Source organism: Secundilactobacillus pentosiphilus (assembly GCF_002217985.1).
GTDB lineage: Bacteria > Bacillota > Bacilli > Lactobacillales > Lactobacillaceae > Secundilactobacillus > Secundilactobacillus pentosiphilus.
The window spans coordinates 1-22,434 of sequence record NZ_BCMI01000022.1 but is presented as its reverse complement, the minus strand read 5'-3'; the positions used below and the strand labels follow the sequence as shown (position 1 = coordinate 22,434).

Below are 22,434 nucleotides of genomic sequence, written 5' to 3'. Positions count from 1 at the left end.
AGTGGATGGCCGTTTCTTTTTGCATGGCTGTCCAAAAGAGATTAAAAACTCTTAAAGCATTTAGATAAACACTGGCAACCCGGTGTTGAACGGGTTATACTCAACTATGCTATTAGAATTCGCTGATTCGAAGCGAATATAAACAAGGAGAGACACACATGAAGAAATTGATCGTTTTATCAGGCAGCTTGATTGCTGCATTTAGCTTACTTGGTGCCGGTGCAGTTACACAAACGCAAGCATCAGCTAAGACAACGGTTGCAGCAGGTAGCCCCAGCCTATCAATCAACAACGTTTACTCAAACTCTACTTCAGTAACGGGTAAAGCAAGCAAAGGTGTCAAAGTGATTGTTGAAAACAGCAAGAAGAAACAAATTGCGAGTTCAACAGCTTCCAAGACGACCGGTAAATATACCGTTAAGTTGCCAGCTAAACAAAAAGCGACTACTAAGCTCTACGTTTATGCCAAGGCTTCAAATGGTCACTATTTCTACCGGATCATAAACGTAAAAGCAGTTGCTTCATCAAAGGCAAGCACTAAGAAGACTAGTACCAAAAAGACCAGTACCAAAAAAACAACGCACTCAGCTTCAAGCAAGAAGGCTTCTAAGTCGAGCGCATTGAAGACGCCAACGGGTACCTGGCAGTCAAACAGCTACAAGGGCTGGTCAATGAAGTATACCTTCAGTCAAAAAACGGGTTTGAATCAATATACTTACCAAGGTAAAAAGTCAACGCACGTCTTATCAAACGCACGCTATAGTGTCAGTGCTAAGACGCCTACTTTCTGGAAGATCAACGTCACTGCTAAGGGTGGTAAGAAGTCAAGTTTCTACATGCACTTTACCAGCAACAAGCACTTTACGTTGGTTAATAGTAAGAACCAAGCCGTTAAGACATCAGTGGGGAAAGCCCCAGCTGGTCACTATACGTTTAGCTTGAAATAAGCGCAAAAGAAGCCGAGACATCACTCGGTAGATGCCAGAATTTAACACCAAGAAGCGTTCTTCCGATGGTTTTTCGGGAGGACGCTTCTTGGCGTTAAATGGCCGGAATCTGAGTGATGGAACGGGTTAAGGCTACATTAAAGGAGTGAACGAAAGTCAATCTTAAGCTGTGTTTTAGTCAAGAAACTTGATCATAGGTTTATCAATAGAGACTTATGGCACTACCTCTTTTTTAGTCGTTAAATATAGGTGAATGGGAAACAGTAAACAATCATTTAGAGCACGCACTCCCAAGGTTCCTAATCGTTTGCTTCCAACTCTCGGTCTGGTACAATTACTTTTGGGTCATCAGAAAACGGAGGGGTGCTTAATGACAATTATGAAAGCAATTGGTGTCACTGCAGATCATCAGTTAATCGACATGACATTGCCCAAACCTGCTGCCAGCTCGAATCAAGTGCTAGTTCAGGTGGATGCTGTTTCGGTTAACCCGGTAGATACCAAGTTAAAGGAAATGGTTAACGCAGCTTCAGCACCCAAAATATTGGGCTACGACGCAGTGGGCAAGGTGGTTGAAACTGGCGAAGAGGTCACCAAGTTCAAAGTTGGCGACCGGATTTTTTATGCTGGCAGTACCCAAGCGGCGGGCTCAAACGCTGAATATCAGCTGGTGGATGAGCGGCTTGCCAGCTTAGCACCGCGGTCACTAACTGCAGCTGAAATTGCGGCAATACCGTTGACGGCGTTGACAGCGTATGAGTTATTATTTGAAAAAATGCAGTTTGTGGGCAAGGCAAACCAGAATCAAAAACGTACCTTGCTAATTGTTAATGGTGCTGGTGGAGTTGGCTCCATTATGGCTCAGCTGGCACACTGGGCAGGAATTACCGTGCTGGCCACCAGCAGTCCGAAAAACTTTGACTGGCTAAAACAAAATAACGTGGACCATCCCTTGGATTATCACGGTGATTTATTAGCGCAAATTCATGCTTTGGGCTATGCTTCACTTGATGGGATCGCCATTTTGTATCGTCCTGAAGATTACTTTGATTTGGCGGCGGAACTCGTTAAACCATTTGGGCATATTGGCTCAATTGTCGGTAGCCCCGTAGATTTGCCACTATATAAAATTAAGAATAAAGCTGCCAGCTTTGATTGGGAGTACATGTTTGCTAAAAGCGATGCGGATAATGACGTCAATAGTCAGGGAAAAACGCTTCAGCTGATTGCTCGGCTCCTTGATCAAGGTGTTTTGACCTCAACGCTGACCCGAGCACTAACAGATGGGATTAATGCTGCCAGCTTGACTCAAGCACATGAGCTGGTGAGTGCAGGAAAAATTCACGGTAAACTTGTATTGACTGGGGGCTTTAATGCCTCAAGTGAAGGTCGGAGTGAAGCTAAATGATTGCGAGCAAAAAAGAAGTCCGCTTACCCGCACTGTTCATTGCTAATTTAATGCTGAATACCGGCGCGGCTTTTATGTGGCCGTTAACGACGGTTTACATGAATAAAACGTTAGGTGAGTCCTTGACCACTGCTGGTGCGGTTTTGCTGATTATGTCACTAGTCATGATGGTCGGCAATTACGTTGGTGGGATTTTATTTGATCGCTGGTCGCCCTATTTAACGGGTGTAGCCGGCGCCGGCATCTCACTGGTTGCCATGGTTTTGTTGATATTCTTTCATGGCTGGCCAACGTTTGCCATCCTGCTGGTGATTGTCGGCTTTGGTGATGGCATCAGCCTAACCGTTGGGAATTCCTTTGCGGCAACGATTACCAGTACCTCGATTCGTAACGTGTTTAACCTCATGTACATTGCCCTAAACGTCGGTGTCGTGATTGGCACGCTGTTAGTAGGATACTTACTGGGGTACGGCGTGACTATCGTTTTTTCGGTAACGACGATTTGTTACGTGTTACTCTTTGTTCTCATGCTGACGGAATTTAAAGTTGACGTTAAGGGCAATCAAAGCGATCGAAAAGACGCCGGCCGGGTGCCGAAACTCAACCTGAAGGTCATATGGTGGATCTGTTTAATGGTCTTTGCCATATATACCAGTTATTCACTTTGGGAAAGCGTGCTGTCCGTTCACATGACGAATTTAAACATTCAGTTCAAGGATTACAGTCTTCTTTGGACAATGAACGGTTTTTTGATTATTTTTGGTCAGCCGTTGATGAATAAACTGTTTGCGAGCCATAAACTGGCCACTCAAATCGGCATGGGGGTTTCCATTTTCGCGCTGTCGTTCTTCGGGTTGATTTTTGCCCATCAGTATTCGGATTTCGTCATTATTATGATCGTCTTGACGATCGGTGAGATGATCGGTTTTCCAGGATTACCAGCCTGGGTCGATAATCTGGCAAAAAATGGCCGCAAAGGCAGATATCAAGGGATGTATAACGTTGCCATTTCACTCGGCAGAGCAGTTGGACCGCTCTTTGGCGGTCTCATGATCGATTATTTCAGTTATCAGGCGCTGTTTTTATCTGTTGGGTTAGCGATGATACTGGCAATGGGAGGCGTCTTGTTCAGTTATAGACGGTTGTCAGAATGAGAGTGTGACACAACTCGGTAGATTCCAGAATTTAACACCAAGAAGCGTTCTTCCGATGGTTTTGATCGGGAGGACGCTTCTTGGTGTTAAATGGCCGGAATCTGAGTGATGGAGCGGGTTAAGGCTACATTAAAGGAGTGAGCAAAAGTCAATCCTAAGCTGTGTTTTAGTCAAGAAACTTGATCGTAGGTTTATCAATATAGACTTATGTCGCAGCTTCATTTTTAATTTGTCATCTTTTAAAGCAGCCTAGTCGACGTTAAACCGTTGCTGTTTGATCACCTGAATCAGTTCGGCACGCAGTTTGGGATCACGCTGCAGTTCCTGGACGATATGCTGACTGAAAGTGATTTTCTTCAAGTGGCTGTTCCGATGAGCATAGTAATCAGCGGTTTGCGTGTCGTAAGCCGCTAACTGTGAGTCAAAATCAGCCGGAAGCGCGTATTGGTTACTGAAATGCATCAGCGATTGCGGCATTCGCGGCTTTAGTTCGGGCTGTTCCGCGGGATGACCAATGGCGAGTCCTAACAGCGGAAAGGTCAGTTCCGGCAAGTCGAGCAGTTTGATGATCTGCCGAGTATCGTTTAAAATGCTGCCCATAATGGTACTGCCTAACCCCATACTTTCACCAGCGGTTACAATGGCTTCGGCAGCAATGGCAACGTCAAAAGTACTGGCCATAAACTTGTCGAAAGAACGGAGGATCGCTGTATCGGCGTGGGCTTTTTGAGCAATTTGTAAGTTGCGGTGCTGGTCGGCTACCAGTATGAAATAGTGACCGCTTTTTTCTAACCAGTGATGGCCGGTGATGTTGCCGAGAGTGTGTTTGATCGCCGGGTCCGTAATACTAATGATACTGTATTGCTGGGCAAAGGTACTGGTTGCGGCGTGTTGGGCAGCCGTCACCAAGGTGTTGATTTCAGCGGCGGTCAGTGGCTGATCAGTGAACTGCCGGATACTGCGATGCTGTTTTAACAGCGTTAAAAGATCGTTAGACACAGAATCGTCTCCTTATAGGTTTAAAAATTGAACTCGTTCAACTAATTTCTTATAAATTCGCGCTTCGTCTGCTGGGACACCGCGCAGTTCGTAGTCGTCGATGAAGGGGGCGTCAAACTTTTCGCAGTAACGGCGAGCCGTGAGACAATACTGTTCGTTAAAGTTCTTGTTGCCGCTGCCGACGACACCGATCAGTTGCTTGGCGTTATCGTGGTAGTCAAGGTATTCTCCCATCACGTTTGTCATCAATTCCTTGACACCGTTGTCGATGCCGTTACCACCGTCCAAGTAAGTAGGAACAAAACAGAAAAAAGGTTTTGTTTCGTCAGCAAAATCGGTCTGTTCGGAAATTTCGGTTGCTTCGATTTCTGGCAGACCCTTATTTTTAATGTGCTGAGCCAATGCATAGTGGGTCAAATGCTCAACAAAGTTCCGCGTATTACCCTCAATTGAAATAAATAAAATTCGTATTGGATCCATAGTGTTATTCCTCCAAATAATCGATATAATGGTAGATGTTGTGTTGATGGCATACGTGATACATACAGATGGTATTACCAGTTAATTGTAGGCTATATGTAGGGGTGAAGCAAGAATAGAAAGTTGGGACTTCCTGACTGGTGCATCGTAAATTTTATGATATAACAGGGATATGCAAAGACTATAGAGGTGAGAAAATGACGGAGAAACAGGATTTAAGAGTGCGACGGACAAACGAACAGATTACCAAGGCCTTCTTTGGGCTACTCAAGGAAAAGGGTTTTAAAACGATGACGGTACAAGACATCAGCAAGCGCGCCCGGATTGGCCGGTCAACTTTTTACAGTCATTATTACGATAAATATGATCTGCTGGAGAAACTAGTGGCGGAGTACACGGAAGTTTTTCGAAAGATTGTGGATCAGCGATTTAGCATACATACACCAGAAATTGGCTCTAATACCGTTAAAGTACTGATCATTGCGTTGACCCAGTATCGCGAAATCCTGCTGCAGCTGTTTGAAATTCACACGGAAACGGCGGATCTGGAGCGGAATTTTAAACGAATTCTGCGGTCAACGGCTTACGCTTATTTTCAGCACGTGGAATTACCCAGCGAGATTGACTTGCCGCTGGATTATCTGAGTGATCTTTATGCCAGTAACGTGATGCTATTTTTACTTTGGCAGTTACGGCACGGCAAAAACGACTCCGTCATTCAGTTCGGTGACCGTCTGCAAGAATTCGTGTTAAACCCGACGCAGGGCTTGTGATCGTCAAAATTAATGATGGGAAAGGCAGCGAAATTACCGTGTCGTTATTTAAAAAAGCGAATGCCCTTGTTCAAACTAAAGCGGTTGTGACTTCGTTTATGCCTTGCTTACTGGGCATATTGTTTGCAACTTACTATTACCGCAGTTTTCACTTAGCTAATAGTTTAATGATCACCATTAGCGTGGTGGCATTTCATTTAGCCGTTAATGCACATAATCAGTACAAGGATTACGAACATTTCCGGGGCAAAAATAGCAATAATAATATTTTAAAAAATTTCAGTATTACGCCGGCCCAAGCACGAACTACGATTGTCGGTTTGACACTATTCTCAATGGTGATTGGGTTGATTTTAGTCGACCGTACCGGGTTACCCGTTCTCTGGGTCGGTATGGTGAGCTTTGCCGTCGGGTATTTTTACTCCGGTGGGCCGTATCCCATTTCAAAAACGCCGTTTGGTGAATTATTCTCTGGACTAACAATGGGGTATAACATTACGTTTTTGGCCACTTACGTCAACATGTATCAGCTGATTGATATTAGTGGTCTGTGGTACAAAACGTTGATCGTGGCCATTCCAGCCATTTTTACCATCAGCAACATCATGCTGGCTAATAACATCGCCGACCGCCACGAAGATCCGGCTTTGGGACGTAAGACAATCGTCTACTATTGGGGAAAACGGGGCGGTATTCTGTTGTGGCAAGTCAGCTTCGTACTGGCTTACGTGGGGATCATCGTCGCTGTCGTGCTGGCTTACTTACCAAATTCGACCCTGTTGGCGCTTTTAACAGTGCCAATCGTTTGGCGAAATACCCGCCGTTTTAGTAAACGGCCCCAAAAAGAAACCACCTTCTTGTACGCCATTATCAACGCGCAGCTGATCTTGGCGGCAACCGTCATTGGTGGCGGCTTAGCATTGATTCTTTAATCACGAATAGCAGCGTAAAAGGGCGTCTGACTGTCAAATAACTGATAGTCAGGCGCTCTTTGTTGGTGTCTTAATTACTTATTTATCATTTGTTGGTATCTTTACTGTCGTCGTCTTGCTCATCGTCCGCGGGAGCAGGTTCGTTAACGGTAACTTCAAACCAGTTAATAAACGAATTTTCGTAATCAACGACTTTGAAATCGAAGTTATCGATATGAAGTATGGTACCCTGCTTAATATCGGGATGATTATCCAAGATCGAACCAGCCAGCGTTACCACGTCGTTAGTTTCGAATTCCTTAATATCAACATCGAAATAACGTTCGAAGTCGTAGGTCGTCATTTTACCGCTAACTTGGTAGGTGCCATTAGGTTGCTTGAAAATATCTTCATTGGAAGTATCATCGATTTCATCATGGACGGTACCAAACAATTCTTCGTAGATATCCTTATCAGTAATAATCCCTGAAGTACCACCATACTCATCAACCACGACCACGATGGGGGTCTTTTTTTTAATCATTTGTTGCAAGACCTGCGTGATCGGTGTTGATTCAGGAGTGGTTGAAATATGCCGCAGCAAGCGGTCGATATGAATCGTTGGGTCAACTTGCTGCTGGCGGATCAAATCATAGTTGTAAACGTAGCCCAGGATTTTATCCTTGTCACCATCAGCAACGACTGGCAACCGGGAGAACCGCTCTTGCAGGTACATGGTGATTGCTTCTTTGACGTTTGCCGTGATGTCAATCACCACTAACGCGGTTCGGTCGATCATAATATCCTTAGCAACCTTATCATTGAGTTCGAAAGCCCGTTGCATATAGACGTAATCGTTTTTTTCCAGTTCACCGCCGGCAACGGCATTACGGGACAAACTTAAAATTTCAGCCTGCGAGAAAACCTCTTCACTTTCGTTGGCAACGGGGAAGCCAAGCATTTTGACGACCCCGTTAGCGGAAATGTTGAGTAATCTGACAAAGGGGTAGAACAGAATATGGCAGTAGTGTAAGGGTGTTGTGACGTAACGCAGCACCTTTAATGGCATGTCGATTGAAAGGTTCTTTGGCACAATTTCCGTAAAGACCACTTCTAAGTAGGTCAGCAAGAGAACACCAAACACCGCACCAATCGCGTGTGCCGTGGCACCTCCCGGATTGACGTGGGCAATGTTCAGCACATCCAGCAAAATCGTTGAAATGGTTGACTCACCTAACCAACCTAAAATAATCCCAGCAACAGAAACCCCCACTTGGGTGGTTGAAAGATATTCGTTTAGGTTCGTGACCATTTTTAGCGAACGGGTTAATCTTTTTTTGGATCCTTCTCCATTATTTAAAGCCTCTTCAATGGCGCTTGGCCGAGACTGAACTAAAGCAAATTCGCAAGCGACAAAAAAGGCTGCGAAGAAGAAAGTGATTAATATGACAATCAAATTGATAATTATCTGACCACTATCCAAGAATTCATTCCTCATTTCATAATAAAATCAATATTTAAAGTTTACTTATCATTATAACGCTTGTTAGTGCCCTTTTTAACCGTTACACGGGAAACTTAATAATGACGGCGGATAAAAAAATTAAGTTAACAAACCCTTATTGAGAACTTTGAATGGCCTAAGGTAATTAATGAATGGATGCGGAGGTCACCGTATCGACGATTTCGTTGACTGCTGACTTGGCTGCAATGGGACCGAAAGTAAAGATATCAGCCAACGAATTGCCACCCAGCCGGTTACCGGCATGAAGGCCGCCAGCTACTTCACCAGCCGCGTAAAGGCCGTTGATTCGATGGCCGTCTTTATCTAAAACGTGGGCACCATCATCAATGGTTAAACCGCCCATGGTGTGGTGAATAGCTGGTTTTCTTGGCGTCGCGTAGAAGGGGGCCTTTTCGACCTTTAAGTCAAAGACGTTTTTACCGAAATCGGGATCGTCACCCTGATCAACGTACCCATTATAGGTGGCCACCGTGGTTTCTAAGGTCTTAGGATCGATGTTAATTTGCGTTGCTAAATCGGCAAGGGTGTCAGCCTTAAATAATCGGCCATCCTTAACTTGCTGCGCTAGCTGTTCTTCGCTGGTGTTGTAAGCCGTCTTTTTGATCTCACTGTCAGCAATCAGGTAGAAGAGGCCGCCGTTGTCGAAAGCAGCTTGCGCCAGTACATCGCGTTCCGCATATTCGTTAACGAACCGTTTTCCCTGCTGATTGACCATGAGAAAGTTAGCAGGCGGGCATTGAATCCCAGAGAACAGTTCACCAGTCTCCGGATCTGAAACGGGCATCATTTGAATGAAGCCCATTCCCGTAACGTCGGCGTGAGCCTGCTGACCAAGCTTGATGCCGTCGCCGGTAATAGTAGGTGCGTTAGTAGTTGCAATGTCATCATCAATTTTCTTCCAGGAGGTATTGTACTTTTGCACGAGGGCGGTATTTGCACCAAAACCGCCTGAGGTAATGATAACGGCCTTAGCCTGCACGGTAAACGAATGGTCGCCCGGCTTTTCAACTAGCACACCATCTAGGTGACCCTTGGCGTACAGTAAGCGAGTTACGGGGCTGTCGGTCAGAATCACGCCGCCATTGTGCTTAACGTAGTCGCTCAGTGCTGAAATATAAGCAACGCCCGCATTTTCTACTGGTTTATGACCGCGGCGCCAGAGCGCGCCAACGGGCATGGCAACGTCTGAAGTATCGAATTTAACCCCGATTTTTGCGAGCCATTTTTGAGCGGCTAGATCGTTGTCCGTCAACGTTTTAACCAGTTTGTAGTTACCGTAAATGCGGTTACCCTCCAGATCAGTTCGGGTGCCGCCTAAATACGTTTGGATGCGGTGGAGTTCTACGGAATCAAACAAGTAGGCCTTTTGATCCTTAGTATCGGCAAAGTAAGCCTTGATTTGTGACTGCAGGGTTTTAAAGTCGTCCTGATATTCAGGGTCAATATCAGCGACGTTCATGTCCAATAAGTCCTGGAGCGTCTGGTGTTCACCTGGCAAAGCATCGAATTTACTTTGCCATTCGGGGTCAGCGGCGTTCATCGGTCCGCCAGTACGAATCGTGTTGCCACCCAGCGCCGGTGCTTTTTCCAAAAGAACCACTTTTCGGCCCTGATCCAGGACCGTGGCTGCGGCAGCTAATCCAGCACCGCCACCGCCAATGATGACGACATCGGTCTGCAGGTCGCTGTTTTCAACGACCTCAGGCGTATATTTGTCTCGGTTCTGCCACTCTTTAGCATCGCCACCGGCTTTTGTAACGGCTTCAGCAACGCCGTTTAAAATTCCGCGGCTGGTTTCAGAGGCGCCGGTAACGGCGTCAACGTTCAAAGTTTGCCCGTTAACGATGGCCTTGGGAATCCGGTCATAAACGACATCGCTGATACCAGCGGTTTCGGTTTTTTGATCAATATCGATTGCTTCCAGCCGATCTGCTGTAAAAGTGACATTCATGGGGAACGTTCCGTTATGGCCCTGAGCCGAAACGGTATATTTACCTGGTTTAAATGTTTGCTTATCGTCTGCCATGAGATAACTTCCTTTTTTAAACGTAATATTTTTAGTAAATGTTAGCGGATACATTCCTAATTTTACCATGAATCAGTTCGAAGTGGTGGGTGACAGTTTAGACCCATATTAGCGGTATGAAGTGAATCATTGTCCCAATTTAAAGTATGAGTCCTGTCGTGACAGTATCTCAACAGCATAATTGCCCATCTTGGTGAAAATAGTGCTAAAATAAAATTGCAACACAAATCAAAGGAGATCTTAGTTATGGCATCAAATAGTGCAGAAAAGGATAAGGACAAGGAAGCTACAACCAAGCCGGCTTTTGAATACACTGATGAGATGATTCAAAAGGCTGCCGACCTGATTGCCAAACAAGGTTATGTAACCCGTAAGGATATTCCAGAAATGAAGGATTTAGACTGGGCTTACGGTTTGGGAGAAGAAGTTGACAAGTACTTCAACAATAAGAATGCTGGTCGCTATATCTACCATGAAGATTTTGATTTCGATGGCGGCGACATTGCTGACATTATTTTCGATATGGACCAAGTTAAGACGCGTAATGACGCCCTGAAAAAGTTAGGTGAAGTTTTAGGTGACAAGATCATTAACGGTCATTTGGACGAAATCGAACACGACATTACAAATTAATCTCTGAAGCCTCACTTTGCGGTGAGGCTTTTAATATGCGCTAAAGATGCACGAGAAAGATGTCTTTGAATTTTTGGTTTGTGAAGCTAGTCTCTATATTTTACTGTATTGAGCTAAGTGATAACATACATATATTTGTGAAATTAATTCGTAAAACCCCTTACATGACTATTATATCAGAGGTTCTCCTAACTATTTAGACTGGATTAAGCCCTAGAACAAACGTTTACACGACATTACAATGGTGGTAACATGATAGTGAATTGATTAATTAAGTCCCATATTCTTAATAAGTAGGAGAGAAAGTCATGAAGGAAAACTTTGATTTTTTAATGCCAAGTGTTAACTTTTTTGGTAAGGGTGTCATCAAGAAGATTGGTGACCGTGCCAAAATGTTAAACATGAAAAAGCCGTTGATCGTAACGGGGAAAACTTTAAGCCACATGGAAAACGGTCCGGTTGCTCAAACAACCGATTCTTTAAAGGCTGCGGGTGTGGATTACGTCATCTTTGATGGTTCTGAACCAAACCCTAAGGTTCGTAACATTCAAGCTGCTAAAAAGGTATACTTGGACAATAACTGTGACAGTATCATTACTGTCGGTGGCGGTTCTGCTCATGATTGCGGGAAAGGTCTGGGTATCATTTTGACTAACGGTGACGATATCACCAAGTTAGCTGGTATTGAAACCCTTGAAAACCCACTGCCACCACTGATGGCCGTTAACACCACTGCCGGGACAGCTTCAGAATTGACCCGTCACTGTGTGATTACTAACGAAAAAACCAAGCTGAAGTTCGTTGTTGTTTCATGGCGTAACATCCCATTGGTTTCCTTTAATGACCCGATGCTTGAATTAGACATTCCTAAGGGTTTAACTGCTGCAACTGGGATGGATACTTTCGTTCAATCCATCGAACCATACGTTTCAACTAACCGTAACGAGCTGACAGACGGTCAATGTATTGAAGCTATCAAATTAGTTGAAGAGAGCCTCCGTGAAGCCGTCGCAAACGGTCACAACGTGGAAGCCCGGACTAAGATGGTTGAGGCTGAAATGCTTGGTGGTATGGCGTTCAACAACGCTGACTTAGGCTATGTTCACGCGATGGCTCACCAATTGGGCGGTCAGTACGATGCCCCTCATGGTGTTTGCTGTGCGATGCTCTTACCAATCGTTGAAAAATACAACATCCCAGCTTGCCCAGAACGGTTTGCTGAATTAGCCAAGATCATGGGTGAAAACACCGATGGCTTATCAGTTCGCGATGCTGCTGACTTATCGATCAAAGCAATGCGTCAGATGTGCGATGATGTCAACATTCCACGTTCAATTAAAGCAATTGGTGCAAAGCCAGAAGACTTTGAAATGATGGCTGAAAATGCTTTGAAGGATGGTAACGCCTTTTCTAACCCACGTAAGGGTACTAAGGAAGATATCGTTAAATTGTTCCAAGAAGCATACGACCAAAAATAATGCGTCATCCGATTCGTTAAAATGAATGATAGGGAGCTGAATCCAACTTTGGATTTGGCTCCCTATTTTTATGGCCTGCCCCAAAAGAGCGCTGATGAGCCGACGTTATGCAATTAGTTTGCACACTTAGTGAAAAACCAAACAAAGCTTTCCCGTTTTTAAAGAATTCCGTTGCAATCGTTTACAACTTGTGATATTGTATTAAACTGGATTGTTAAATAGCTAACTAGTTGGTATTTATGCGCAGTAAAACGTTTTACACTATTTTGTTATTATTTTGTCAGTAGTCCTCATTTTGATGAATAGACTACAAAACTTGTGAAGGGATGTTTTAATTTGAAGAAGACGACAGTCATTAACTCAGAATTATCGACGGTGATTGCTGGTATGGGGCACATGGACTGGCTCAGTATCGGCGATGCTGGTATGCCAGTTCCCATGGGCACTCAGAAGATCGATTTGGCATTAACCAAGCAAATTCCTAGCTTTATTGACGTTTTAAAGAACGTTTTGAGTGAATTAGAGGTACAAAAGATTTATTTAGCTGATGAGATCAAGACGCAGAATCCTGATCAATTGAAGGCTATTCAAGATCTGATGCCAGATGTAGAAATCGCCTTTATGCCGCATTCTGATTTGAAGAAAAACTTGGCGAACACCCATGCGTTTGTTCGAACCGGTGAAATGACGCCATTCTCAAATATTATTTTGGAATCAGGCGTTACTTTCTAAGTTTTTATTATTAGTAAAAGGTTTTATCAATTGATGACATTGATTATTATTAAGGAGTGCAAACATGGAAACCACAGAAACAACGACTAAGAAGACCCATGGCTGGACACAGCTTTCCGATGGGTATTTAAGCAAAACACCCGTTTTTCAGTTTATTTTAGTGTCGCTGATCTTTCCTCTTTGGGGAGCCGCAGCCAGTTTAAACGATATTTTAATTACCCAGTTTAAGACGGTTTTCCAATTAAACGATGCCGCTACCGCGTTCGTACAGAGTGCCTTTTACGGGGGTTATTTCTTAATCGCAATTCCAGCATCATTAATCATTAAGAAAAATAGTTACAAATTTGCCATTATGACTGGTTTGATTTTCTATATTCTCGGCTGTGCAATGTTCTTCCCGGCCTCACGGGTTGCTACGTACAGTATGTTTCTCGTTGCGATTTTTGCGATTGCGATTGGTTTAAGTTTCCTTGAAACGGCTAGTGATACTTACAGTTCCATGCTTGGACCGAAACAGTACGCCACGTTGCGGCTGAATTTCTCGCAAACACTCGTACCGTTGGGTGATATTACGGGGATTCTGCTTGGAAAGTATTTGATTTTCGGGACCGTTGGCAACTTGTCAGAAAAGATGGCCCACATGCATGGTGCCGCCCGGATCGCCTACGGAGAAAAGATGCTGCAGTTAACTTTGCGGCCATACAAGTACATCTTGATCGTCCTGATCGTTATGCTGATCATCTTCGCCTTAGTCCCAATGCCACGGGCCAAGGCAACTGCCGAAGCTAAAGTTGAAGGCGGCGTTGCTGAAGAAGAACGGCCAGCTTTGGGCGAAACCATTAAGTACCTTTGGCACAACGCCGGCTTTAAAAAGGGTGTCTTTACCCAATTTATCTACGCTGGTTTGCAAACCACGGTTTGGTCATTTACCATTCGTTTGGCCTTGAACTTAAATCACAGTATTACTGATTCAGCAGCTTCAACCTTTATGATTTTCAGTTACATTGCTTGGTTTGTCGGTAAGTTGGTGGCTAACGCCTTTATGAGTCGTTTCTCCATTACCGGAACTTTGACAGTGTACTCACTGCTGGGTGTTATCAGTCTGATCTTGACCTTCACGATTCCTAACATGACAGCTGTTTACGCAGCCATCATGACCAGCTTCTTCTTTGGCCCTGAATGGCCAACTATTTACACCCATACTTTGGATCAAGTGAAGGAAAAGAAGTACACGGCTACGGCTGGTGCCGTTATCGTGATGGCCTTGATCGGTGGTGCAATCATTCCAGCGGTTCAAGGGGTTGTTTCAGATTTAAGCGGTTCAATGCAGTTTTCATTCATTGTGCCAGCACTTTGCTTCCTCTACATTACGGTCTACTTCTTCCTTGAATACCGTTATGAAAAAAAGCATCCTGACGAAATTCAGGAACATTAAGCAACGATCAAGGTGGATCCAGAGCTGAGTTAAAATGCCGATGTATAGTTGATTAATGAGATGACTAAAAAGTTTGACCTTTAGTTATAAAAATGGGAAAGTCCTCGAACTATCTTTTTTGGATGGTTTGGGGGCTTCTTTATTTTTGCTGATATAGCAGCGTTTATACGCGATTTTAAACGCAAAATTAGCACTCTCAATATTCGAGTGCTAATTTCTTGCATTACTGACCAATACTGACTAATATATACAGTGTAAGGTTGGTAAGGAGGTAAGAACCAATTACCAATCAGCCTTATTTGAAAATTCTGAAAGGGGTTTTGCACGATGACTAACTACTTAACTAACAGAAACTTTAATGATTTGGATCCAATGAACTTCTTCAACGACTTAGGTAACTTTGGTCAGAAGTTCTTTAACAACGATGAAATGAAGACTGATATCAAAGAAACTGACAAGAGTTACGAAGTTGCTGCTGAATTACCTGGCTTCAAGAAGGATGGCATTCACATTGATTACCGCGACAACACGTTACGGATCAATGCCGTTCACAACTTGGACAAAGAAGATAAGGATGAAAAGGGCCGTGTCCTTCGTCAAGAACGCAGCTCAAGCAACGTCACCCGCAGCTTCTATCTGCCAGGTGTTGACGAAGATAACGTCAAGGCAACCTACGATGGCGGTATTCTCAAGTTGAGCTTGCCAAAGATGACTGAGGACAAGCAAGACAGCCACCACATTACCATTGACTGATCACTAGTGAGCGTTTGATTGCATCCATCTAAAAGGAGCGCACCGAAATGTTTCCGGTGCGCTCCTTTTGGCGTTTTATTCTTCGTACATTTTATACTGTTTACCAGTTTCATAAACAATTTCGGGATCATTACCAGTCCGCTGATTGCGGTTGAGCAGGTCGATCATGCCGCTTTCATCTTCTGAGAGGTCGAAGTCTAGCTGGTGGTTTTCAACGATTCGGCTAGGTGTTTTCGATTTTGGAATAACGGCGACGCCATGCTGCAGGTGCCACTTTAAAATCAGCTGAGCGACTGATACATGGTGGTGATCGGCCATTTTCTTCAGCATTTCGTTATCCAGCGTGACGCCTCGTCCCAGCGGGCTCCAAGCTTGCGTGACAATGTGATGCTTTTTATCGAAGTCAACTAAAGCACGCTGATTTAAGTACGGGTGCAGTTCGACTTGATTCACTACGGGCATTTCTTTAGCCTGCGTTTTTAGGAGTTCCAAATGGGCAGCACTATAGTTGGACACCCCAATCGACTTTACCTTGCCGTCTTCCTTCAGTTTCTCCAGTGCCCGCCAGGTGTCAAAAAAGTGCTCTTGAACGGGCCAGTGAATCAGTAGTAGATCAAGGTAGCTGGTTTTTAGGCGTTTTAGTGACGCATTAATACTCTGAATCGTATTATCGTAACCTTGGCTGATTTCAGCGACTTTGGAAGTGATGAAAATTTGGTCGCGGGGAATTTTTAGTTTAACCAGTGTATCGCCCAAAAAGTCTTCGTTACGGTAAAGCTGAGCGGTATCAAATAGTCGGTAACCCGCATCGAAAGCGGTTTTAATCGTAGTATCCATCATTTCTTGCGTGTTAATGAGGTAAGTTCCAAAACCAACTAATGGCATTTCGTTGCCGTCAGCCAGTTGAATTGTTTGTTCAGTCATTTTTGATACTTCCTTTTTTGATGGTCTTGTTTTCCATTATAGCAAAAGCGCTTACAAATGTTGGCTTTTCATTAAAGAAATCAGCAAATTACCCTAGTTGACCAGATTTTTTGTACAATATGGCTAAGATGTACGAAAGGTGGTTTGGAACATGCCGATTTCACAGGGCTTAACAGCAAAACAGGTGCAGCAGCGAATCGATGCCGGGCAGCAAAACGAACCCGCACCCGCTTTGACACGGTCAATTAAGGAGATTTTCCGGGATAATTTACTGACCTGGTTTAACTTGATCAACGTGGTTCTGGGCGCCTTAGTGCTGATTACGGGCAGCTATAAAAACGAACTGTTTTTAGGGGTTGCTGTTGTGAATACGGCGATCGGTATTTTCCAGGAGATCCGTTCCAAACGCCAAATCGATAAAATGAGCCTGCTTTCTGAAGCAACGTATGAAATCAAACGGGCAGGGGGGACGGTTGAGCTTCATCAGGATGCCATTGTTCAAGATGATTTAATCATGATGCACCGGGGTGATCAGTTGCCGGTGGATGGTCTGATCGTAACAACTAAGGGTATTGAAGTTGACGAGTCGCAGATTACTGGTGAAGCCACCCCGATTGCCAAAACAATTGGTGATGCAGTCGTTTCCGGCAGCTTCTTGGTCAGCGGTCAAGCGGTGGTTCAAGCCACTCACGTTGGCACCAAAAGCTTCATTAACACGCTGTCAGGGGAAGTACAGTCAGGTGAGGGCGCCAATAGTCAGCTGCTAAATACCATTAACCGCATTATTAAGATATTAACCATCGTGATCGTTCCACTGGGGGCCGTCCTTTTCATTTCGCGGTTACTCAATCACAGCAGTATTAACCAAGCTATTTTAGGGACTACGGCGGCCATGATTGGGATGATCCCTGAAGGCTTGGTTTTACTGACGTCAGTTTCGTTAGCAGTTTCGGCCATGAACCTGGCGCGACACCGGGTCTTAGTCCGTGAACTGCCTGCAATCGAGGGGCTAGCTCGAGTCGACATACTAGGATTAGACAAGACGGGTACCATCACCAGCGGTAAACTGCAGTTGAATAAAATTGTGCCGCTACAGCAAGAAACTTTGGCGCAATTAAAGCTGATCGTTGGCGGTACCATCAATGCCATAGGTGATGATAACGAAACCGCCCAGGCGCTCAATCGTGTATTAACTGATCCAGGCTGGCAGCCAATCAAAGTAGTCCCGTTTTCTTCAGCTAGAAAGTGGAGCGGTGTCAGTGTTTCGCAGGGCAACTACGTCATTGGCGCACCCGAATTTATTCTTAAACAGGTGCCGGCTGATCTGGCTCAGCAAATTGAGAATTACGCCAAGGACGGTTTTCGGGTACTCAGTATTGCGAAAACAACTGAGCTGAAACCTGATGATTTAGGTGAAGTATTCGTATTAGGTCTAATTTTAATTGAGGATGAGATTCGCGAAAATGCGGTTGACACCTTCCGTTATTTCCAAAACCAGGATGTGGCGTTAAAAGTGATTTCTGGTGATAACCCCACGACGGTAGCTAATATTGCCTCTCGTGCCGGCATTAAACACAGTGATCAATTGATTGATATGAGTAGTCTTGGTACCGACATCGATTATGACCAGTTAGTTGCCGACTACACCGTTTTTGGCCGGGTGACGCCTGCCCAGAAAAAGCAGTTGGTGTTAGCCTGGCAACGTGCCGGTCATGCGGTAGCCATGACGGGTGATGGGGTCAATGATATTTTGGCGTTGCGCCAGGCCGACTGCGGCATTGCAATGGCTAGCGGCAGTGAGGCGGCGAAAAGTATCGCCGATTTTGTGCTGGTGGATTCTAATTTTGATGCCATGCTCAACGTGCTTAATGAGGGCCGACGAGTGGTGAACAACATTGAACGGGTAGCATCGCTGTTTTTGATCAAAACCATGTATTCTGTGGTGTTGAGCCTGATCTTTATCTTTATGAATAACGGTTATCCCTTTCAACCGATCCAGTTAACGCCCATTTCCGTTCTAACGGTCGGCATCCCAACGTTCTTTCTAGCATTAGAACCGAATTATCAGCGACTGTCAGGGCAATTTATGAAGCAGGTCATGACCATTGCGGCACCCGCGGCAATTTGCGTGGTGACTTATATTCTCGTGATCGATCTGGTCGGCGGTGTTCAGTTCAATTTAAGCTATGCAGAAACCTCGACGCTTTCAGTACTGCTGACGGGAGCTGTGTGCTTAGTGGCCTTGCTGATGGTTGCTAGACCGTTGAACCGGCTAAAAATTGGGTTGGTCTTGTTAATGGCGGGCTGCTTTGCCCTCATTTTTATTTTCTTTGGGAAATTGTTTTCGTTGGAGGGGATCTTTAACTGGGAAATGGCAGTGTTTTATCTGCCGCTGCTAGCCAGTGTTTATCCCTTCTTCTACTTGGTTCAAGAAGTGGTTGGCAGGCGGATACTTGCGCGAATCAATTGGCGTTAAGTGCATCAAGGCGCGAAGGTGAAAGCCGGGGAGACTTTTCTAACCATTCGTTTATCTAGTTACAATAACTAGATAAACGTGTTACAATAACTGTAAAGTAATTAAATAAACGATATGAAGGAGTGGCAGAAATGGCAGGATTCGATCAGTATCACCGCTGGGAAGCTCAGATTCGGCAGGTTCAGTTACCGCACTGGAGTGAGTTACCAAAGTTTGATTTGTATATGGATCAGGTCGTGGCGTTTGTTAACGACGCAATCGGCCAGCTCGGTGTTGAACCAATTACACCGGCAATGATTAACAACTACGTTAAACATCAAGTGATCATTGCGCCGGTTAAAAAGAAGTATCAGACCATGCAGCTAGCCGATTTATTGTTAATTGGGTTACTGAAGCCGCTCTTTTCAACCGAAACCATTCGGCATGGAATCGATCAAGTAACGGCTGGAGACTTCCCGAAACAGGCCTACGATAACTTCATTGACGTGTTGAACAACGCACTGAAGAATTTAGGTAAGGGTCAGCCGGAAGCACCAGCAAAAACCTTGAATGATAAGCTGATGCAGGTGGCTGCTGACACGGTCGTTAACCGAATTCAATCAGAACAGCTGCTGCGGATGATTGAAAAGCCGATCAAACCAATTAAAAAGGTTAAATAGTATTTAGTTAAAGTTCCGAATAATTTCGGGACTTTTTTTATTTGTCGTAAAGCCTATTATCATGGGATTTTAATTTAACAGAAAATTATTTCCAAAAAAATTTTCACCACCCCAAAATGATAGTATCGAACTTCACAATCTTTTGTATTAACCGCTTACATTGCTGTTACAATCGTGAAAGCACTTGTATACATTGCTATAACAGGCATCATAAACGACCCAAAACGGCTAAAAAAACTTTAAAAGTGGCTATTTACATTTAAAAAAAGTGTGATATTATAGTTTTTGTGAAAGAGATAACAAAGAAATCAACCAGAATTTTCATGATGGAGGGTTACGAATGTTAAAAGAAATGAATACAAAATCGAACGATGAAAAGCCTAAAAAGCCCGTCAGTGTCAAGGATACAGTTGACGCACTAGTTAACAAAGCACACGATGCACTTTGCGGCATGGATGACTTTGACCAAGAAAAAGTTGACCACATTGTGCACCAAATGGCAATTGCTGGTTTAAATCAGCATATGCGGTTAGCTAAGCTAGCTGTTGAAGAAACTGGCCGTGGTGTTGTTGAAGATAAAGCCATCAAAAACATGTTTGCCACTGAAGAAATCTGGCACAGTATTAAGAACGATAAAACCGTTGGTATTATTGAAGACGATAAGGAACGTCAATTAATCAAAGTCGCTGAACCACTGGGTATTTTAGCCGGGGTTACGCCCGTTACCAACCCAACTTCGACGGCGATGTTCAAGTCATTGATCGCGGTTAAAACGCGTAACCCAATCATCTTTGGTTTCCATCCACAAGCCCAAAAATGTTCTGTAGAAGCTGCTAAGGTCATGCGTGACGCTGCCATCGCTGCTGGTGCACCAGAAGGCGTTATTCAATGGATCGAAGAACCAAGCCTTGAAGCAACGACAGCATTGATGAATCATCCAAAAGTTGCTTCAGTATTGGCTACTGGTGGCCCAGGCATGGTTAAGGCCGCTTACTCAACTGGTAAGCCAGCCTTAGGTGTTGGTCCTGGTAACGGTCCGGCCTACATCGAAAAAACGGCCAAAATCAAACGTGCGGTTAACGACATTGTCCTTTCAAAGACCTTTGATAACGGGATGATTTGTGCCACTGAAAACAGTGTCATCATTGATGCTGATATTTACGATGACGTTAAAAAAGAAATGAAGGATCGCAAAGTCTTCTTCATTAAGAAGTCGGAACAAAAGGCTTTAGCTGAGGCAATGTATGATCCAAAGCGCGGCGGTGTTAAGGGCCCTATCGCCGGTATGTCCGCTATTAACATCGCAAAATTAGCTGGTATCAAAGTACCAGAAGATACGAAAGTTTTAGCTGCTGAGTTAACGACTGTCGGCCCAGATAACTTACTTTCAGCTGAAAAGCTCTGCCCAGTGATTTCCGTTTACAAGTCTGCAGACCACAAAGAAGCTTTCAAGATTGCAAACGACCTGCTGCACTTTGGCGGCCTTGGCCACACTGCAGCTATTCACACCGAAGACGAAGACTTAGCTACTGAATACGGGATCAAGATGAAAGCTAGTCGTGTCTTGGTTAACACGCCATCAGCTCTTGGTGGTATCGGTAACCTGTACAACGAAATGATTCCGTCATTAACGCTTGGTACCGGTTCATGGGGCAAAAACTCTGTGTCACACAACGTTTCATCATTTGACCTCTTAAACATTAAAACAATCGCAAAGCGGCGGAATAATATGCAATGGATTAAATTACCTCGAGTTTACTTCGAAAAAACTTCTGTACGTTACCTTGGCGACATGCCTGGCATTAAGAAAGTCTTCATCGTTGCTAGTCCCGCAATGATTAGACTGGGTTACGTTGACAAAGTTCTTGGCGAACTGAAGCGTCGTCCAGACGGTATGGAATATCAACTCTTCTCAGTTGTTGAAACTGATCCAACGACTGATACTGTTGAAAAAGGTTACACCCAAATGAAGAACTTCGAACCGGATACGATCATCGCTTTAGGTGGGGGTTCACCAATGGATGCTGCCAAAGCAATGTGGTTATTCTACGAGCATCCAGATGCAAGCTTCTTCGGCGCAAAGCAGAAGTTTTTGGATATTCGGAAGCGGACTTACCAGTTTGAAAAAGCAACTAAAGCCAAATTCGTTGCCATTCCAACCACTTCAGGTACCGGTTCAGAAGTTACCCCATTCGCCGTTATTACGGATGCTAAGACGCACGTTAAGTACCCATTAGCTGACTACGCATTGACACCAGACGTTGCCATTGTGGATTCGCAATTTATCGAAACGTTACCTAAGAAAGCTATTTCATACGCTGGTTTGGACGTTTTGACCCATGCGATTGAATCATTTGTTTCAAACATGGCTTCAGATTACACTCGGCCATGGTCACTGCAAGCAATCAAGTTAGTCTTTGAAAACTTAACGGCTTCGTACAACGGTGATCTGCAAGCCCGTGAGAAGATGCATAACGCAGCTACGATTGCCGGTATGGCATTCGGTAACGCCTTCCTTGGCGTAAACCACTCAATTGCCCACAAACTTGGCGGTGAGTTCGGTCTCCCTCATGGTTTGGCAATTGCAATTACCTTGCCGCACGTTATCCGTTACAACTTCAAGGAACCGCGTAAGCTGACTACTTGGCCTAAGTACGAATACTTCCGTGCCGATGAGGACTACGCTGAAATTGCCAGATACATTGGTTTGACTGGCAAGAATAAGGAAGAACTCAAGGAAGCCTTGGTCAACAAGATTATCGACTTAGCCCACTCAGTGGACGTTACCTTAAGTTTGAAGGGTAACGGCGTTGATAAGAAGCACTTCGACGAAAAGGTTGATGACCTGGCCGAATTAGCATACGAAGATCAATGCACGACTGCTAACCCTAAGGAACCATTGATCGGTGAACTTCGTCAGATTATGATTGATGAATATGATGGTAAGGGTGTAGAAAAATAGAGCGAGCGTAAAAAAAAGACGTTTAGCTCCCAGAATATAAGAGAAGAGCCCCATACAGTGACGTGTACCCCCAAAGTTGGAAACAACTTTGGGGGTATTTCTATGACTAAAATTTCCTGGGATACTAAAATTATAGCTATTAAAGCATATTTAACAGGG

At 44.4% G+C, this 22,434-nt stretch carries 18 protein-coding genes; 13 read left to right on the top strand and 5 right to left on the bottom strand.

Annotated elements, in window-relative coordinates; translation table 11 throughout:
* Positions 1–158 precede the first annotated feature (158 nt).
* From CES81_RS09950 to CES81_RS09940, 3 genes are all read left to right on the top strand, one after another.
* Positions 159–947: an Ig-like domain-containing protein gene (locus CES81_RS09950; RefSeq protein WP_089121635.1), complete on the top strand. Its 789-nt coding sequence runs from the start codon at positions 159–161 to the stop codon at positions 945–947.
* Positions 948–1,317: 370 nt separating this feature from the next.
* A complete protein-coding gene (locus CES81_RS09945) occupies positions 1,318–2,355 on the top strand; it encodes a zinc-binding alcohol dehydrogenase family protein (RefSeq protein ID WP_089121634.1) in 1,038 nt (345 codons plus the stop codon).
* Positions 2,352–3,509: an MDR family MFS transporter gene (locus CES81_RS09940; protein WP_089121633.1), complete on the top strand. Its 1,158-nt coding sequence runs from the start codon at positions 2,352–2,354 to the stop codon at positions 3,507–3,509. Before CES81_RS09945 ends, CES81_RS09940 begins: the two co-directional genes overlap by 4 nt.
* A 249-nt stretch (positions 3,510–3,758) precedes the next feature.
* Here the strand turns inward: CES81_RS09940 and CES81_RS09935 are convergent, their stop codons facing one another.
* Both CES81_RS09935 and nrdI read right to left on the bottom strand, forming a co-directional pair.
* Positions 3,759–4,508, bottom strand: a complete 750-nt coding sequence (locus CES81_RS09935) for a nitroreductase family protein (protein ID WP_089121632.1) — start codon at positions 4,506–4,508, stop codon at positions 3,759–3,761.
* 12 nt (positions 4,509–4,520) lie between these two features.
* Positions 4,521–4,988, bottom strand: coding sequence for a class Ib ribonucleoside-diphosphate reductase assembly flavoprotein NrdI (nrdI, locus tag CES81_RS09930; RefSeq protein WP_089088492.1), 468 nt, complete (start codon positions 4,986–4,988; stop codon positions 4,521–4,523).
* A gap of 197 nt (positions 4,989–5,185) precedes the next feature.
* Between nrdI and CES81_RS09925 the strand changes: the two genes are divergently transcribed.
* Both CES81_RS09925 and CES81_RS09920 read left to right on the top strand, forming a co-directional pair.
* Entirely contained in the window at positions 5,186–5,761 is a 576-nt protein-coding gene (locus CES81_RS09925; RefSeq protein WP_089088491.1) for a TetR/AcrR family transcriptional regulator, read from the top strand.
* A gap of 38 nt (positions 5,762–5,799) precedes the next feature.
* Positions 5,800–6,693, top strand: a complete 894-nt coding sequence (locus tag CES81_RS09920; protein ID WP_180949784.1) for a prenyltransferase — start codon at positions 5,800–5,802, stop codon at positions 6,691–6,693.
* Positions 6,694–6,778: 85 nt separating this feature from the next.
* Here CES81_RS09920 and CES81_RS09915 read toward each other — a convergent pair whose 3' ends face one another.
* Both CES81_RS09915 and CES81_RS09910 read right to left on the bottom strand, forming a co-directional pair.
* A complete protein-coding gene (locus CES81_RS09915) occupies positions 6,779–8,155 on the bottom strand; it encodes a hemolysin family protein (RefSeq protein WP_089121630.1) in 1,377 nt (458 codons plus the stop codon).
* A gap of 166 nt (positions 8,156–8,321) precedes the next feature.
* Positions 8,322–10,223, bottom strand: a complete 1,902-nt coding sequence (locus CES81_RS09910) for a flavocytochrome c (RefSeq protein ID WP_089121629.1) — start codon at positions 10,221–10,223, stop codon at positions 8,322–8,324.
* Between the two features lie 246 nt (positions 10,224–10,469).
* On the opposite strand from CES81_RS09910, the gene CES81_RS09905 reads away from it, so the two are divergent.
* The 5 genes from CES81_RS09905 (at position 10,470) to CES81_RS09885 (ending at position 15,254) form a co-directional block, all read left to right on the top strand.
* On the top strand, positions 10,470–10,856 hold the full coding sequence (locus CES81_RS09905) for a hypothetical protein (RefSeq protein WP_089088487.1): 387 nt from the start codon (positions 10,470–10,472) through the stop codon (positions 10,854–10,856).
* 308 nt (positions 10,857–11,164) lie between these two features.
* The gene (locus CES81_RS09900) at positions 11,165–12,334 is read left to right on the top strand and encodes an iron-containing alcohol dehydrogenase (RefSeq protein ID WP_089088486.1); all 1,170 of its coding nucleotides are present in this window, start codon (positions 11,165–11,167) and stop codon (positions 12,332–12,334) included.
* 336 nt (positions 12,335–12,670) lie between these two features.
* Positions 12,671–13,066 (top strand): D-ribose pyranase, encoded by a 396-nt coding sequence (gene rbsD, locus CES81_RS09895; protein WP_089088485.1) that lies wholly within the window; start codon positions 12,671–12,673, stop codon positions 13,064–13,066.
* A 64-nt stretch (positions 13,067–13,130) separates the two neighbouring features.
* Entirely contained in the window at positions 13,131–14,501 is a 1,371-nt protein-coding gene (gene fucP, locus CES81_RS09890) for an L-fucose:H+ symporter permease (protein WP_089121628.1), read from the top strand.
* A 327-nt stretch (positions 14,502–14,828) separates the two neighbouring features.
* Positions 14,829–15,254 (top strand): Hsp20/alpha crystallin family protein, encoded by a 426-nt coding sequence (locus tag CES81_RS09885; RefSeq protein ID WP_089088483.1) that lies wholly within the window; start codon positions 14,829–14,831, stop codon positions 15,252–15,254.
* A gap of 75 nt (positions 15,255–15,329) precedes the next feature.
* Here CES81_RS09885 and CES81_RS09880 read toward each other — a convergent pair whose 3' ends face one another.
* Positions 15,330–16,178, bottom strand: a complete 849-nt coding sequence (locus tag CES81_RS09880) for an aldo/keto reductase (protein WP_225356380.1) — start codon at positions 16,176–16,178, stop codon at positions 15,330–15,332.
* 151 nt (positions 16,179–16,329) lie between these two features.
* Here CES81_RS09880 and CES81_RS09875 point away from each other — a divergent pair, with 151 nt between their 5' ends.
* The 3 genes from CES81_RS09875 (at position 16,330) to adhE (ending at position 22,275) form a co-directional block, all read left to right on the top strand.
* Positions 16,330–18,654: a cation-translocating P-type ATPase gene (locus CES81_RS09875; RefSeq protein WP_089121627.1), complete on the top strand. Its 2,325-nt coding sequence runs from the start codon at positions 16,330–16,332 to the stop codon at positions 18,652–18,654.
* Between the two features lie 131 nt (positions 18,655–18,785).
* The gene (locus CES81_RS09870) at positions 18,786–19,313 is read left to right on the top strand and encodes a DUF1836 domain-containing protein (protein WP_089088481.1); all 528 of its coding nucleotides are present in this window, start codon (positions 18,786–18,788) and stop codon (positions 19,311–19,313) included.
* Positions 19,314–19,665: 352 nt separating this feature from the next.
* A complete protein-coding gene (gene adhE, locus CES81_RS09865; protein WP_439951292.1) occupies positions 19,666–22,275 on the top strand; it encodes a bifunctional acetaldehyde-CoA/alcohol dehydrogenase in 2,610 nt (869 codons plus the stop codon).
* The last annotated feature ends 159 nt before the right edge of the window (positions 22,276–22,434 follow it).

Bases quoted from the DNA above. Each gene is read 5' to 3' on its own strand.
- CES81_RS09950 (WP_089121635.1), top strand. From the start codon at position 159: ATGAAGAAATTGATCGTTTTATCAGGCAGCTTGATTGCTGCATTTAGC.
- CES81_RS09885 (WP_089088483.1), top strand. From the start codon at position 14,829: ATGACTAACTACTTAACTAACAGAAACTTTAATGATTTGGATCCAATG.
- CES81_RS09900 (WP_089088486.1), top strand. From the start codon at position 11,165: ATGAAGGAAAACTTTGATTTTTTAATGCCAAGTGTTAACTTTTTTGGT.
- adhE (WP_439951292.1), top strand. From the start codon at position 19,666: ATGAATACAAAATCGAACGATGAAAAGCCTAAAAAGCCCGTCAGTGTC.
- CES81_RS09875 (WP_089121627.1), top strand. From the start codon at position 16,330: ATGCCGATTTCACAGGGCTTAACAGCAAAACAGGTGCAGCAGCGAATC.
- nrdI (WP_089088492.1), bottom strand. From the start codon at position 4,988: ATGGATCCAATACGAATTTTATTTATTTCAATTGAGGGTAATACGCGG.
- CES81_RS09945 (WP_089121634.1), top strand. From the start codon at position 1,318: ATGACAATTATGAAAGCAATTGGTGTCACTGCAGATCATCAGTTAATC.
- CES81_RS09910 (WP_089121629.1), bottom strand. From the start codon at position 10,223: ATGGCAGACGATAAGCAAACATTTAAACCAGGTAAATATACCGTTTCG.
- CES81_RS09940 (WP_089121633.1), top strand. From the start codon at position 2,352: ATGATTGCGAGCAAAAAAGAAGTCCGCTTACCCGCACTGTTCATTGCT.
- fucP (WP_089121628.1), top strand. From the start codon at position 13,131: ATGGAAACCACAGAAACAACGACTAAGAAGACCCATGGCTGGACACAG.
- CES81_RS09870 (WP_089088481.1), top strand. From the start codon at position 18,786: ATGGCAGGATTCGATCAGTATCACCGCTGGGAAGCTCAGATTCGGCAG.
- CES81_RS09905 (WP_089088487.1), top strand. From the start codon at position 10,470: ATGGCATCAAATAGTGCAGAAAAGGATAAGGACAAGGAAGCTACAACC.
- CES81_RS09925 (WP_089088491.1), top strand. From the start codon at position 5,186: ATGACGGAGAAACAGGATTTAAGAGTGCGACGGACAAACGAACAGATT.
- CES81_RS09880 (WP_225356380.1), bottom strand. From the start codon at position 16,178: ATGACTGAACAAACAATTCAACTGGCTGACGGCAACGAAATGCCATTA.